This window comes from Campylobacter concisus (genome assembly GCF_002913945.1).
Classification (GTDB): Bacteria; Campylobacterota; Campylobacteria; order Campylobacterales; family Campylobacteraceae; genus Campylobacter_A; species Campylobacter_A concisus_P.
In genome coordinates this window covers 35,892-50,198 of record NZ_POZK01000015.1, presented here as the reverse complement: position 1 = coordinate 50,198, position 14,307 = coordinate 35,892, and the positions used below count along the sequence as shown (strand labels likewise).

The 14,307-nt window shown below is 30.9% G+C and carries 11 protein-coding genes; all 11 read right to left on the bottom strand.

Features of this window, described 5'->3' with window-relative positions; all coding sequences use genetic code 11:
• Positions 1–165: 165 nt before the first annotated feature.
• The 11 genes from CYP64_RS02545 to tssB all read right to left on the bottom strand — a co-directional run bounded on the left by CYP64_RS02545 (position 166) and on the right by tssB (position 14,269).
• Positions 166–3,024, bottom strand: coding sequence for a type VI secretion system Vgr family protein (locus CYP64_RS02545; RefSeq protein ID WP_181001675.1), 2,859 nt, complete (start codon positions 3,022–3,024; stop codon positions 166–168).
• Positions 3,024–3,569 carry a hypothetical protein gene (locus CYP64_RS02540; protein ID WP_258032904.1) on the bottom strand — a complete coding sequence of 182 codons (546 nt, stop codon included), beginning with the start codon at positions 3,567–3,569 and terminating at the stop codon, positions 3,024–3,026. Before CYP64_RS02540 ends, CYP64_RS02545 begins: the two co-directional genes overlap by 1 nt.
• On the bottom strand, positions 3,566–4,126 hold the full coding sequence (locus CYP64_RS02535; RefSeq protein ID WP_103648560.1) for a hypothetical protein: 561 nt from the start codon (positions 4,124–4,126) through the stop codon (positions 3,566–3,568). Before CYP64_RS02535 ends, CYP64_RS02540 begins: the two co-directional genes overlap by 4 nt.
• A gap of 113 nt (positions 4,127–4,239) precedes the next feature.
• Positions 4,240–4,761 carry an Hcp family type VI secretion system effector gene (locus CYP64_RS02530; RefSeq protein WP_054195925.1) on the bottom strand — a complete coding sequence of 174 codons (522 nt, stop codon included), beginning with the start codon at positions 4,759–4,761 and terminating at the stop codon, positions 4,240–4,242.
• A gap of 65 nt (positions 4,762–4,826) precedes the next feature.
• A complete protein-coding gene (locus CYP64_RS02525) occupies positions 4,827–5,747 on the bottom strand; it encodes a hypothetical protein (RefSeq protein ID WP_103648559.1) in 921 nt (306 codons plus the stop codon).
• Between the two features lie 10 nt (positions 5,748–5,757).
• Complete coding sequence (gene tssM, locus CYP64_RS02520; protein WP_103648558.1) at positions 5,758–9,246, bottom strand: type VI secretion system membrane subunit TssM; 3,489 nt, start codon at positions 9,244–9,246, stop codon at positions 5,758–5,760.
• Positions 9,247–9,324: 78 nt separating this feature from the next.
• The gene (locus tag CYP64_RS02515; RefSeq protein ID WP_103648557.1) at positions 9,325–10,221 is read right to left on the bottom strand and encodes a type VI secretion system baseplate subunit TssG; all 897 of its coding nucleotides are present in this window, start codon (positions 10,219–10,221) and stop codon (positions 9,325–9,327) included.
• Positions 10,218–11,936, bottom strand: a complete 1,719-nt coding sequence (gene tssF, locus CYP64_RS02510) for a type VI secretion system baseplate subunit TssF (protein WP_103648556.1) — start codon at positions 11,934–11,936, stop codon at positions 10,218–10,220. The genes CYP64_RS02515 and tssF overlap by 4 nt, the downstream gene beginning before the upstream one ends.
• Positions 11,936–12,325 carry a hypothetical protein gene (locus CYP64_RS02505; protein ID WP_054195920.1) on the bottom strand — a complete coding sequence of 130 codons (390 nt, stop codon included), beginning with the start codon at positions 12,323–12,325 and terminating at the stop codon, positions 11,936–11,938. Before CYP64_RS02505 ends, tssF begins: the two co-directional genes overlap by 1 nt.
• Before the next feature lie 7 nt (positions 12,326–12,332).
• On the bottom strand, positions 12,333–13,781 hold the full coding sequence (tssC, locus tag CYP64_RS02500) for a type VI secretion system contractile sheath large subunit (protein WP_054195919.1): 1,449 nt from the start codon (positions 13,779–13,781) through the stop codon (positions 12,333–12,335).
• A 2-nt stretch (positions 13,782–13,783) separates the two neighbouring features.
• Positions 13,784–14,269 (bottom strand): type VI secretion system contractile sheath small subunit, encoded by a 486-nt coding sequence (gene tssB, locus CYP64_RS02495; RefSeq protein WP_103648555.1) that lies wholly within the window; start codon positions 14,267–14,269, stop codon positions 13,784–13,786.
• Positions 14,270–14,307 lie beyond the last annotated feature (38 nt).

Sequence of the window (14,307 nt, the reverse complement as noted above, 5' to 3'; positions counted from 1 at the left end):
TTGTACTGGGGTACGATGTTGAAAAATTTGTATGGCTAGCTTTTATCGTAGCCTTAAAATTTAGCCTTTGCCTTTAAAATTCTTAGCATTAGTTTTAGTAGAGATTGATTTTATTTAAAAATTTAAAGACCTACTAAAATACAAAGTAAGTCTTTAAATATGATCTTATAAAGCCTTTATATCTCCACCGATAACCCTTAGCCCTCTACTATCAAATATCGCCTTTACGCCAGCTACTTCTATCACGACACTTGATCCCTCTATCGTTACTTTTGTACTACCTACTTGATGGATTATCTTATCTTTGGCATTTACCTCATAAGTCGTCTCTATATTGCTAAATTTTGAATCAGCAATCTCCGTGTGCTGGGCAGCTGTTTTTGTTGTGAAATTTGACTTAGCATTTATATCAATGTAGCTATTTGCCTGAAGCACAATATGCTCGTTACTAAATTCATTTATGCCTTTTTGTGAATTTAGCTTATAGCCACCATCTATATTTTGCTCTTTTGTGCCTTTTACCTCTTTCATCTCATCATTATGTATGGTCGTATTAAGATTTGATTTTACTTCTACAAATTTATCATGTCCTACAAATTCATGACTATCTTGACCTACTCTTGTATTGTTATCAACAGCTACATTTAGCGTATTTGAGACACCAACTACTGTATCTTTTGAAAGTCCAACTGTTGTTAGATACTCGCCTCCGACATTTACATTTTTTGCTAGATCTATCGTCTGAATGTGGGCTTTTTTTACTCGTTCAGTATAACTTCCATGCACTTGTGAGCTTTTGTCATTTAGTATTGTTTGAGAAAAGTCGTTATTTACAAGCTCGTCATAGTCCTTTTCTGCTTTTACATAAATTTGCTCTTTATTTTTTAAATTTGATAAAGTGATCTCGTTTATACCGGTCTCATCTGCACCGATTGTCTTTGAGCTAAGAGATGTTTGGTGATAGTTACTATCTACATTTACAAGTGGCGTATTTGAAGCATTATATAGGCTACCACTTACTACCGGGTTGTCTATGTCATTTTGTAAAAACGAGATGATAACCTCATCACCGATCCTTGGTATGGCAAAAAATCCTGAGCTATTGCTAGCAATAGGCGTTATCACTCTTAGATAAGCACTCTTGTGATAGCTTGCGTTGATGACATCATCTTTATCGATTATCTCTTGCGTGCTAAAAGCATTTAACCTCACCTTTACCCTACCATAGCTATCAGTATGGATCGTGTTATTTTGGCTGTTTAGTCCATCTTGACCGACTACAAGACCTAGCGTGATATCTGGTGCTTTTGGCTTTTGTTTGTAGCTTGGGACAAATTTCACACTACTTGGAATGATACTTATCTCATTTGTATATGAGCTTATAAATTTTTTATCTTTAAACGGAACATTATCGCCTAAATTTAAGGTATTTTCTAAAACACTCTCATCAATATAAGTATGCTTTAAAGCTATTATTTTAAACTCATATTCGCCCTTGCTAGCGTCAATGGCTACCGAGATATTGTCATTTAAATTTAGTGCGAATACATTTGAGCTAGCGGTAAATTCTTTTAAAAGCATATCGCTTCTTAGTTTTTTAAGATAGGTACTAACTTCAAGCAAGCTAGTATCGCTAAATGAATACTCATCTAAATTTATATGCTTGTCATAGATATTTACCTGCTCGTCAAATATCTTTTCATTTTTACTCTCTAGCACATTTGGATAAGCTGTATTTTGAAAAGAGTGCGTAAAGCTATTTGCCTTTAGCGTCTCGCTCTTTGTTATTTTATTTATGTGTTCGGTTGCTAGATTATTATTCAAATTTACATTAAAGCTTACTTTTCTAGCTTCCTTGCCGTTACTTGTATCGCTTGAAGTAAAATTTTCATTTTGATTGCTATAAGCTAGTATAAATGTATCATGAAAATAAATTTTTTCATTGTCTTCATAAAAATATATACCACTATCATGACAAAGCCTTGTTATGAAAGCTAGATCACTCTCATTGTACTGGGCTATAAATTCTCTTTTGTTGTAGTTATTTTTGATATTTGAGAAGTCTAGCTCTTTGGTTAGTCTTTGTTTATTAAAAGCTAAAATATCTTTTACTACTTCTAAAATACTCTGGTCTGTATAAATTCTATTTGCTCTATTTATGCTTAGTCTATATAGTGGCGAAGTTAGCTTAAATTTAAAGAAGTATTTTTTATCTATATTTGTACTAGTCTCATCATCTACGCCAAGATACTCTACATCGCTTACTATTCCACTAAAGTGCATATCGTTTGAGCTGCCATCTGGAACGATATTTTTATTTGTTGAAGACGGCCTTTTTATGCTTAGCTTTATACTTTTATCAAGATACTTATATATGCTTGAGTAGCTTTTATCGTTATTGTAGATGGTGTCTAAATTCTCATAAAGCGGGTTTTTCACCAAATTTATATAGGCAAAGCACTCTATGCTAAATATACTTTCTAAATTTTCATAAATATCTGCACGTGTAACGATAAATTTATCGTTTGACTCGTTTGCTATCTGAAGAGTCGAGAAAGTATCGTTAGATACGCCGTAGTCCACAAAGCCGTCTGTTGCTACTGAATTACTAGATGCTAGCGTGACAGGCTTGATTAGTGATGATGTTGGTGATGTTAAATTTTTGTCCATTTGTTGCTCTTTCAATCTTTTTTCGTTTTCTTCTTCTTGTAATCTTTTTTCAAATTCTTTAATATCAGCATCATTTAATTTAATCGTAGGCTTTGACTCTTCCAGTATGCCAAGCCTTTTTGCCTCTTTATATTTTCTGAATTTAATTTCTGTTTGATCGTCTATGCCTCTTTTTACTCCTTCTCCAGCAGCATCAAAAATTTTGCCCATTAGCGGAGGTTTAGGATAAACTCTTATAAAAGCATCTACATTGTCTTTTGCATTTTGTGAGGTAGTTTTTTCTTTAAAGTCTTTTAAATCAGTATTATCATTTTTTACTTCGAGTTTCTTCTTACTTATATTAAATAAATCCATTACCTATTCCTGCCTTCTACTAGCTCATCAAATTCTTTTTCGTCATTTACAATTTTTAAAATAGATTTTAAAACGGCATAATCTTTTGGGTCTTGCCCATGATCTAATAGTTTTTTGATCAGTTTAAATTTCTCTTCTTTAAATTCCTTATATTTTGATGTTTTTATAAATTTAAGCAATTCTTTACTGGCTCTTTTATTCTCTATTGGAACTCCATTGCTATTAAAAAAAAACGAAAAGTCAAGCCCTATTGATGTAGATAGCCAGCCATTTGGAGTAGCACCCTTGTCTAAAAGCATGTCAATAGTTCTAGTCTTGTTTGCATCGTAAGCAAATTCTAATAAATTCGATCTAGCCATTAAATTATTTAATTTTACGCTAGCATTAGCATCACAACCCAGTTTGTCTATATAATATTCTATGTATTTAGCGGTATTTTCATCAGTTATTTTTTTATCAAAAATAACCCCAAACATATCTGTACAATTTGCTTCATGCGAATATAAAGATGTTATGAGAAATATGATTATTACTAATTGCTTCATTGCGCTAATTCCTTTTGAATTCTATTCTTTAATAAATTATCTAGATCTTTTTCATCATTTATGAGTTTCAAAATAACCTTTAAAACCTCATAGTCTTTTGGGTTTTGTCCGTGCACTAAAAGCTTTTTAATTAGCCTAAATCTATCGTTTTTAAATTCTTTATATTTTTGAGTTTTTATAAATTCTAGTAGTTCAGGGCTAGCTTTTTTATTGTCTATACCGACACCATTTTCCCTAAAGAAAAATGCAAAGCTCATGCCTATGGACGTTGCTAAACTAGCATTAGCTGATGTTCCTTTTAACAAAAGAGTATCAAAAGTTTTTGTTTTATTTACATCATAAGCATATTCTAATAGATTTGGTCTTATTGAAAGATCAGGAATTCTTATAGTCATATTTACATCGCATCCAAGCTCATCTATGTAGCATTCTACGCATTTAGTAGTATTCTCGTCGTTCGTATTTTTATCAAAGATCACAGCAAACATATTTAAACAATTTGCTTCGTGTGAATATAGAGATGTTATGAGAAATATGAGTATAACTAGGTGTTTCATATCGCATTTCACATATCATGTTAATTTAAAAGATAAAGATAAAAAGGGCTCATCTGTGTCCTTCTGGCTAGAAGATGATTTTATTAACCCTAGGGGTAAACCCTAGGTTGGTTTTAAGCTTTTTTAGTAGCTTCTCTCCAGTCATCGCTTCCGCTTGTACCTGCAGCTACGTGTTCCCAAACTATCTTTCTATAGTTCATTGAAACTTTGAAAAGCTCTGTTTTGTCGCTGTTTAGCTTATCTTGAGCATTTGGACTTACTAGAGTAATATCTGTTATAGTTGCATCTTCTAGTTTTGTAGTAAAGAAATGTTCCGCACCACCACTAGTTGATGTTCTATACCAATAGATCTCAACCTCTGGAAGTCTTTCACCTTGTGTTAGAGCATTGTAAAGAAGTGGAACAGCTTTATTTAGTGATGTAGTAAAACTAAATGGCTTATGGACTCTTTGACCTGATGGTTGGCCACTTTGTGGATCAGTTGGAACTGTTACTATATGAGAAACCTCTTGAGCCATAATCTCATCTTCGTGACCTGACTGATAGCGATTACCTATACTAGCTTCTGTTGAAGCACCACTTGAAATAAGTCCTTGTGTAGAACCTTTCACTTTAATATACACTGGTTGTGACATATTTACTCCTATTAAAAAGTTTGGATTATTCTATCTTTTATTTACTTTCTGTTTTATTAAAAACATTACTTTTTTAACATATAGCTTTGAAGAGCTTTATGCAATAGATAATTAAACGCTTCCTTATCTTCCTTAGTACTTTTTAGTACGGCTCCTGAAAGATATTTAAAAAATGAGTTATTCTCGACTATATCATACATTTGGCTATATAGCTCTTTGCAGATAAGCTTAACCAAAACCGCATTTATCAGTTCTGTCGAGTCACTAAGAGGAAGAGTTTTCATGATTGTTTCCATATCTTTTGTATTTAAAGTCCTAGTCTGCTCACTTATAGGGCTCATATTTGGTTGCAATTTTATACTCTCAACTATCTTTGTCAAAAGCTCATCCATGCTTTTTGCAGTAAGCATATTTTGATTATTTGCATTTTCTTCTTCATCAAAATTTTGAGCTATCTCATTTAAATTTAAAACTGCATCGTGCGCATTTTCATTTAAAGTGATATCTTTTTTATCATTTATTAATGAGTTTATCTTTGGCTCTTCTTTAAAATCAACATTTGAAATTTTACCAACTGGCTCAAAACGTTTATCATCAAGCTTGTCAAAATTTTTCGTATTTTCTATTATCTTATGGGCTTTCCCTATATATTCATCAATTCTAGAAGGATCTATAAATATAAATTTTAACTCCCCTATCCTAAAGACATCGCCCAAATTTATGACACTCTCATAGTCATCTGGAAGCTTTGAATATGAATCACTATAAAAAATTTCACAATCTTTATAGCCACAAATTGTGAAAACCCCCTCTTCAAATCCAACATGAGCGTGTTTTGGTGCGATTGAATCGCTCATATCATTACAAGAAAATTTTGTAGTATCTAACGAGCCTATATCACCGCCATTTTCATCAAAAATGATAAATTGAGCTGAAAAGCTTGACGCTTTATCGTAATTTTGTATAACTGCTGCTATTTGTTGCATATTTTTTTCCTTAATAAAGCATCTTCTTTGGTAAATTTATCGTTGGTATGATATCCATAAGCTCTAAAAGCTCTCCTCCATTTGGCGTTACTTCAAAGCCAAAATACGAATCTCTTCTACCATCAAAATTAAGCGTACTAACGCCAACGCTACTAAAATTTGAAGCTTTTAATATCTTATACCAGCCCCATTCTCCATCAAAGCTTAGCTCTTTTCTCTCACTTCCAGTACTTGAAACTGCATTGAATTTAAACTGTGTTGATATATCAAAATTTTTACTTGAAACTATCAAATTTGAGGCAATTGTATGATCGTAAGTCAAAGAGTTATTAGAATAGCTAATATTTATATGGCTAAAATTTGCCGATAAGTCGACAGCTTTTAAATTATAATTTAATTTTAGCTCATCATTTGAATCAAGCATTAAATTTGAAATTCTGTCTATATAGGCAATATTTTTAAGGAAATCCCTACTAAATCTTAGCTCTTTTGCATATTTTGGTCTTATTTTATAACCATCAGCAGTTTTACTTAAGATTTGTTTTAGATATTTATCATAAAAGCTATTCCAAGTTCCGTTTTTGCCAAAGAATCTTTTAAATTCTTCTATGCTGACAGCCTTTGGAGATTGTTCGTTAAATGGATAAAATGGCTTGATAAGACTTTCAAAATCATCAAAAACATCATCTCTATATGCTGTTGATAAAAGCACCGAAGCACCATTTTCTACTTGTTTCCATGCAAGTGTCGATAACTTTTGATAATATTCATTTAACTCATCTGGAAGCTTCTTAGCATCATTATTTAAGACAACAAATGGGTCGTTTTCATTTTTTATACCATTTATTGCATAAACTATTTTATCATCGTTACTTTGAAGCATTTCGAAGTTATAGTCACTAACTTTTTTATAAACACTTGTTACGTCATTACTTATAATATCTAGCAAGTCATTAGAATTTAACGCATGATAGTTAGTAAATTTAGCACTAAAGTCACTGAAAACACGTTTTATCTCACTTGAAGCAAATCCTAGAGAATAGATATATTTTAGTAAATTCTCATCATTTAAATTTGTATTTTGATTAGTTAATTTTATTAAAGAATTTAAAGGATTTTCTCTCTTTGACAAGATGTCGAGCTCTTCTATGACCTCTTTTTTTGTGCTAAATTCATTTGGTTCTATTTCTCTTAAAATTTGGCTCCACTTATCAGCATAATTTTGCAAATAAAGTTCTATTACAGCAATGCTTAGCTCTTTCTTATCATTTGAGCTAATATCTTTTAAAGAAGAATTTGTCTCCATTAGCCAAGATTCTATTCCAGCTGTTTGATCTATGTTTGAGCTAAGCTTTGACAAGAAATCTCTTAAATTTTCTTTTGTATAAATTTTATTAAATGGCTTAAATGCTTCTTTTTCTTGGACTACTGTGTATAAATTTTCAACATCTTTTTTAATATCGTAAAAAGATTTATCGTCCTTGAATGATATGAACTCAAGTATATAGTAGAGCCTTTGTGCTCTTTGAACAGGTGATAGCCTCGTATTTGCTATACTTTGAGCAACTGTATCTGCAGTTATGTTTAAATTTTCTGCCTTTAAAATAGCCTCAATATGAGCTAAAAATTCATCTTTTGCAACGCCATATTTTTCAAATTTATCCCAGTTTGTACTAATCCAAATTTTAAATAAATCCACATTTGTGTAATCTTTATCAAAGAGCGAATCATACATATAAAATGCTTTTATTAGCTTATCTGGATCGCTTTCATTTTTTAGTATATTTTCCATTTCAGTTAAAACTGTATTTTTGAAAAAATCAGCATTCAAATCATAGTAAAGTGCTTTAACTGGAGTGAAGCCTTTATAAGAAGTATCTAGTGTTATATACTCAAATTTAGTATCGCCGCTAAAGATTCTTGGATAGTCATTTAGACTTTGTTTTAGTAAATTTAGAAGCTCAATCTTTTGTGTTGGAGAGAGATCCTTATATTTTTTACCATCAAGGTATGAAGAAATTTTATTTGCATTATTTATAGCATTTTGCTCTTTTATATTTTTGGTCTCTAGAATAAAACTAGAACCCAAATATACTCCAGCACAAAGTATGGCTACTAAAACAAAATTTATAAATTTTGTAAATCTATTTTGAGCACCAAATTTATTTAAGTTGGCTTTAAAAGCTATCTCTTTTAAAAATGATTTTACAAAATAGCTTTGTTTACTATAGTTATTTACCGCTCTTAAAAGTGGTTTTTTGATATTATATCTATCGCAAATAGTGTTTGTAAGGTAGTTTATAGGTATATTTTCTTGATAAGCACTTACGAAATAAATTCCATTTATGGTTGAGCTATTTTTAAGTGCATTTTGAGAGCTTAGCTTTGTTACAAAATCTTTCACTAAAGCAAAAAAATTATCAAGTTGTTTTAAAAAGAGATATGAACGTTTTTTATCTTCCAATAAATGCGAAATCGAGTTCTTACTCATGAGATGTTTAAATAGTGACTCACTTAAGCCTTTTAGTTCAGTTTCTAGTGATTGTTTTGAGAAATTTGGATCTAAGTTTATTCCTAGAGCTTTATTTGCCACATCTTCATTGAAAAGCCTAAAATAATCTCCCATGCCATCTATTAAGTCAAGCTTGCTAAAAACAATATAAATAGGAAATTTAGTCTTTAGATGTTTCTCACAGTCATTAACCCTTTTTATCATATATCTAATTAATTCATCAAAATATTCTTGCGTGCCTTCAAGGAATTTTTTAGTATCTATGATTAAAACCGCACCACTTAATCTAGCGTTAAAATCATTTCGTTTTAAAAAGTTTAAAAATTCACTCCAGATACTTTTTTTAAGCAAGTAATCCCTATTTTTATCCACATCATCTTCGGGAAGCTCTTCAGTAGCTGTTGGCTGATATAGGCTCTCTTGTGCGAAATGTATACCCTCAGTATCTAAAAGTGCACCAAATTTTGAAATATAAAGATTAAAGTTTGTCGTACTTTTATGTATTTTTTTATAAGTATCTAAACTATCAGATAGTGGAAATTCGATATTTGAGTAGTTTATAAATGCGCTCTTTCCAGCACCTTCGTTACCCATTATCATTATTAAAGGTAATTTTTTAAAATTTATATCTTTTTTCCAAGTCGTTTTGGCATCTTTCAAAGAAAGCATAAAATTTCTTTTTGCCTTACCAAAACTATCCATAGACTCTTTTTTTATCTCTTTTAGCTTATTATTTTTTTCATCTTTTTGAGATGCTAAATAGTGCATTAATGGCTTGATTAAAACAAAAAATAAAATAACTGCCCAAAATGCAATTAATATAGTGACTCTTGAACTTATACTAGCAAAGCTATATACATCGTTAAAAGCTATAAGTGGAGCGTAAAGCCAAAATAAGATACTTAATGCAATAGAAGCTACCAAAATTGTACTGTGTTTGAATCTAAAAAAGATAAAAAATCTTCTTAGGTAATCGATAAATGCCATTGATGCACATCCTTTTACAAATAAATATATTTCTTTAATGTAATAATAACAAATATTTTAGATTTTATATCTGAAAATTTAAGAGCAGAGCCTAAATTTTATAAAATTTGACATATTTTTATTACTTTTAAGCCTTGCACCAAGGCCTATTTTACTATAACTTTCATCTATTCCAAGCCTTAGCTGCATCTTTGGAGAATAGTTTATTTTTATGTATAAATCAGCAACAAATTCATTGTTTGTAAAAAAAATAAGAGTATCTTGAAGCTCTTTAAATTTTCTTCTTTTTGGGAAAAAATCAATAGCTTCTTCATAATCTATACCATTTATATAAACTGCTATTTTAGTTTGTTTCTCAAAAAGCTTTTTGCCAAGTATAAAATTTCTGCCCAAAGTCCTATTTTTGATACCAAGCGAATTTAAATTTGAAGGTGCTATGAAAATTTGATTTGGTAAATTTTCCAGCAAAAATAGTTTATTTTTTAAATTAAAATGACGCTGCAAGGCAAACTCGATCTCTCTTTTAGGCCTTCTTTGACTAATAATAAGCGGAGAAAATGGTAAGAATTTTTTTGCTAATTTTTTATTGCTTATGTTTAATATATCCAATAAAATCTTTGAAATTTTATCGTCAAGCTCTTTTTCAAAAGATCTTGCATAATTTTTTAAACTAATGCTATCAAAGAAAAGCCAAAGCAAGTAATTGTCAAAAAAGTCAAAAAATTTCTCGAAATTATTATCGCTACTTTTCGAGATCTTTTCTAAAATATAACTTGTAAGATGCGAGCCACTTCCCAAAAGACCCATAAAATTTACGACAATTTTTACCGCATCCTCTTTATTTAAGCTTTCAAGTTCATTAATCGGATAGGCAAAACTTGGGCTATTTTTTAAAAAAATATCTCTTCTATTGTGGTGCTTTAGGCAGTTCTTTACTAATTTAAAAAAAGAAGCTTGATTTAGTTCTTTGTTCATATTAATTTTTTTTTACCACCTAAAAAGTCATAATTAAGCAAAATTTTACTCTTTATACACTTTATTTTAAGCTCACAAAATGAATTAATTGATGCAAATTTTGATAAAAATTTAGCCAAATTTATACCTAAAGCATAGACATTTCCAATACTCTCAAATTCGCTTTCATCTATATAGAATATGCAGAGCAACCCTCTTTTTGCAAAGCCTTGATCAACTCTATAAATTTGCTTTGTTTTTATATCATAAAGCGAGTTTGCAAATTTTTTAAAAAACTCATCATCTGGCGCGCTAAAGGTATTAAGAAGTGCTAAAAAAGAGCCCTTCTCTAGTATACTTTGATAGCTAAAAGATAAGATACTGACTAGTTTCCAAAGAAGATTTCCATCTATTTTTACTCGCTTTACACTAGTTGGAATGGTTAAATTTTTAGTTGTTACACCTTGATGCGATAACACTCTATCTATTTCACCAAGTCTTAATTTACAAGGCAAATCACCATTGCAGCAAAGTGCATCTATACTAATGGTTTGATCTTTAGAGTCACTTTTAAAAAAAGAAATTTCTTTATATGAGTTTAGTTTTATATCTGTTTTATTGCTGACAAAATAATAATCTTTTGCTCGCTCATCATTTAAAAATTCAAATCTCTCAAAACTTTTATAGTTTTTTAATATCCTTTTTTCATTATTACTACTATGGGCGACCACCTTATTGATTGAAACGATTTCATAAGCATCGATATTTGAGCGATCTAGAAAAATTCTATATTCGCTTCGCCTATTGTTATTCAAAATAGGCTCGGCACTCATTGCAAATAAATTTATTGCAGGCGTAGCAAAAAGAGAAAAATACTCTAGTCTTGGCACATATCCACTTGGCATATCTTTTGAAAATATGAATTTAATATTAAAGCTTTTTGCGGAAAAATTTTTAAGAAAACTAAGTCCATTTAATCGCACAAAATTTAACTTTGAAGGAAAAAATGATAGCTCTTTTAAAAGCTCAAACGCTTCAAATCCGAACTCATCACTCTTTATCAAACGCTCATCAAACTCATCTAAACTAAGTTTATCAGGGCTTAACTTTATCTCTTGACCACTATCTTCAAAACTTATTGTAATAAATTTCAAGTAATTTTTTAGCCACATTAAGAGCGTAGAAGAGAAGTAAACATTATTTCCAAGATATAAATTTAAAAAATCTATATCAAGTTCTTTTGTGCTAAGCTCGTCCTTTGTAACGCTTATATTTAAATTTAGAAGATAATCACTCTTGTTGTTTGACATAAAAGCTTTTGTTATCTTTAAGGGAAGTAAATTTATGTCAAAGATCGTTTGAAATTTGCACGTTATGCCATTGATCTGCTTTGACTCGACTATACTTCCTTTTGGTATAAATTCTCTCACCCCAGAGAAGTCATCTCTTAAGGTAAATTCTTGCATACAAACTGATGGAAAAGGATTTGTATAGCTTGGCATTAATATATTTACTAAAGACTCAGCGATTAGTGGGATATTTTCATCTAGTTCTTGCCTGATCCTAGATGTTAAAATAGCCATATTTTCTATTATGCTCTCAACATCAGGATCTTTGCTTTTAGTATCTAAAAAGGGTGCTACTTTTGGAAAATTTTTAATAAAAAGGGCTCTTGTTTCATCAAGATATGCCATCTCTTTTTGAAAATAAGCTAGATTATTTTCATTATAATCCATTATAAAATCTCACAATATCTATTGTTTTTAAAAATAACTTTTAGCAAATACTCTTTGAAATTATCGTTTTTATGCTTATAATTTATATTAAAGATGATACGCCAAGGCTTTAGTGAGTCATCGTATCCGATAGATGTTACTTCTATTCTATTCTCATTTGAGCTGATTAGTTCATATATTGCCATACCAAGTTTATGACCAAGCTCATTTATCTCAACACCCATCGACCAAAGATCAATAATACTATCATTTAATCGGCCGTAGTTACCAAGTCTAGAGTTTAAGATAGTATCAATGTGATCTTTTATGTCGCTGTCTAGATCTTTAAAATATGGACGTAGCTTTGATTCATCGCTAAATTCATATAAAATTTTATCTATCAGCGACATAGTAAGCTTACTCTTTGTCTAGTTTTCCAACCAAAGAAAGCTCGAAATTTGCTCCCATAAATTTAAAGTGAGGTCTAGCCAAAAGCTCTATTTTATACCAACCAGGCTCGCCAGCTATATCACTGACGATTACTTTTGCGCTCCTAAATGGTCTTCTACTTCTAACATCTGCTGGTGGGTTTTCCTGATCTGAGATGTATTGTCTTAGCCATTCATTTAAGCCACGCTCAACATCGCTACGCTCTTTCCATGTACCTATCTCTTCTCTTTGAAGCACTTTTAGATAATGAGCCAAACGAGAGATCAAAAATACATAAGGTAGTTGGGTTCCGAGTCTGAAATTTGTCTCAGCAGCTTTACCTTCTGGAGTATTTGGGAAAATTTTAGGCTTTAACGCAGAGTTAGCAGAGAAAAATGCAGCGTTATTGCTATCTCTTCTTAAAGTAAGAGCGATAAATCCATTTTCTGAAAGTTCAAATTCTCTTCTATCTGTGATCAAAACTTCGGTTGGAATTTTTGTTTGAACGCTTCCATAATTTTCGTAAGTGTAAGTTGGAAGATCCTTTACAGCACCGCCACCTTTTGGCCCAATGATATTGCCGCACCATCTATAATCAGCAAAACTATCTGTAAGCCTTGTAGCAAACGCATAGGCCCCATTGCCCCAAAGCATATCATCGTGATTATTTACAGTTTCTCTATAATTAAAGCTCTTTATAGGATTATCTTCTGGCACATAAGGAGATCTTGTAAGAAATCTATTTACCATACATCCTGTGTATTTTGCATCTTCATTTTCTCTAAAAGTTCTCCATCTTGTATATTGTGGGCCTTCTAGCATGCTTTTTAGATCTTTTATATTTTCAAGCTCACCAAAATTATCAAGTCCGAAAAATTTAGCAGAAAGAGATGTAAGAAGCGGTGAATGGCTCATTGCAGCAATTGATGACATTTTATTTAAAAAAGTCATATCTTGATTTGATTTATCTAGCTCATAATCAGCCACTATCGCACCAACTGGCTCACCACCAAATTGTCCATATTCAGCTGAATAAATTTGTTTATAAAGTGTACTTTGAGTTATATCTAGATTGTTTTCAAAATCATCTAAAATTTCTTCTTTTGTGGCGTCTAAAAGATCAATTTTTACATTTTCATTAAAATTTGTTCTCTCAACCAAAAATCTAATTCCACGCCAAGTTGATTCTAGCTCTTGAAAAGATTTATTGTGTAAAATTTCATCCATTTGAGCAGATAAAAGGGTATCAATGTGAGCTATCATCTCATCAAGTGCGAGCTTATTTATTTTATCTTCAGCATTATTTGTTGTTATTATATTTGAAATAAACTCAGCAACTCCTTGCTTTACAACACTATAACTCTCGTCATCTTTTGAATATTTACTCCTTTGCATTATGCTTTCAATGATAGGAGTTTTAACTTTAGTTTCAGACATTTTTATTCCTTATCTTGTTCGTCTTTAATCTCTAAAAGAAGTTGTTTTCTACTATCTTCATCTTTTATAGCTTCTAAAACCGCTTTTCTAAAATCAGGCATATTACCCATAGGACCTTTTAGCGCAACTAAAGCTTTTCTAAGCTGCAAAAGTTTTTTTAGCTCAGGAATTTGATTTATAATATTATCTGGATTAAAATCATGGATGCTTTCAAAATCAAGATCAACATTTAAGTCTTCATTATTAGAATTTAGCTTATTTTTTACAGAGAAATTTGTATGAATATCTAAGCTTTTCATAACCTGATCAAAATTTATTTTATTGATAGAAATCACTTCACGATCTTCAAGTGGAGTTTGGTTTTCACCAGTTAAATTTGCAACTACCATAAGTTTTAATGGAAGCTCTACATCAGCCTCTTGGTCATTTGTCTTAGTTTTATAAACTATATTTATGCGTTCTTTTGGTGGAGTTAGATTATCTGCCATAGTAACATCCTTTTTTCGTAAATGATTTAAGAATTATA

Coding starts and splice junctions, on each gene's coding strand:
- CYP64_RS02545 (WP_181001675.1), bottom strand. CDS start 3,024: ATGGATTTATTTAATATAAGTAAGAAGAAACTCGAAGTAAAAAATGAT.
- CYP64_RS02540 (WP_258032904.1), bottom strand. CDS start 3,569: ATGAAGCAATTAGTAATAATCATATTTCTCATAACATCTTTATATTCG.
- CYP64_RS02535 (WP_103648560.1), bottom strand. CDS start 4,126: ATGAAACACCTAGTTATACTCATATTTCTCATAACATCTCTATATTCA.
- CYP64_RS02530 (WP_054195925.1), bottom strand. CDS start 4,761: ATGTCACAACCAGTGTATATTAAAGTGAAAGGTTCTACACAAGGACTT.
- CYP64_RS02525 (WP_103648559.1), bottom strand. CDS start 5,747: ATGCAACAAATAGCAGCAGTTATACAAAATTACGATAAAGCGTCAAGC.
- tssM (WP_103648558.1), bottom strand. CDS start 9,246: ATGGCATTTATCGATTACCTAAGAAGATTTTTTATCTTTTTTAGATTC.
- CYP64_RS02515 (WP_103648557.1), bottom strand. CDS start 10,221: ATGAACAAAGAACTAAATCAAGCTTCTTTTTTTAAATTAGTAAAGAAC.
- tssF (WP_103648556.1), bottom strand. CDS start 11,936: ATGGATTATAATGAAAATAATCTAGCTTATTTTCAAAAAGAGATGGCA.
- CYP64_RS02505 (WP_054195920.1), bottom strand. CDS start 12,325: ATGTCGCTGATAGATAAAATTTTATATGAATTTAGCGATGAATCAAAG.
- tssC (WP_054195919.1), bottom strand. CDS start 13,781: ATGTCTGAAACTAAAGTTAAAACTCCTATCATTGAAAGCATAATGCAA.
- tssB (WP_103648555.1), bottom strand. CDS start 14,269: ATGGCAGATAATCTAACTCCACCAAAAGAACGCATAAATATAGTTTAT.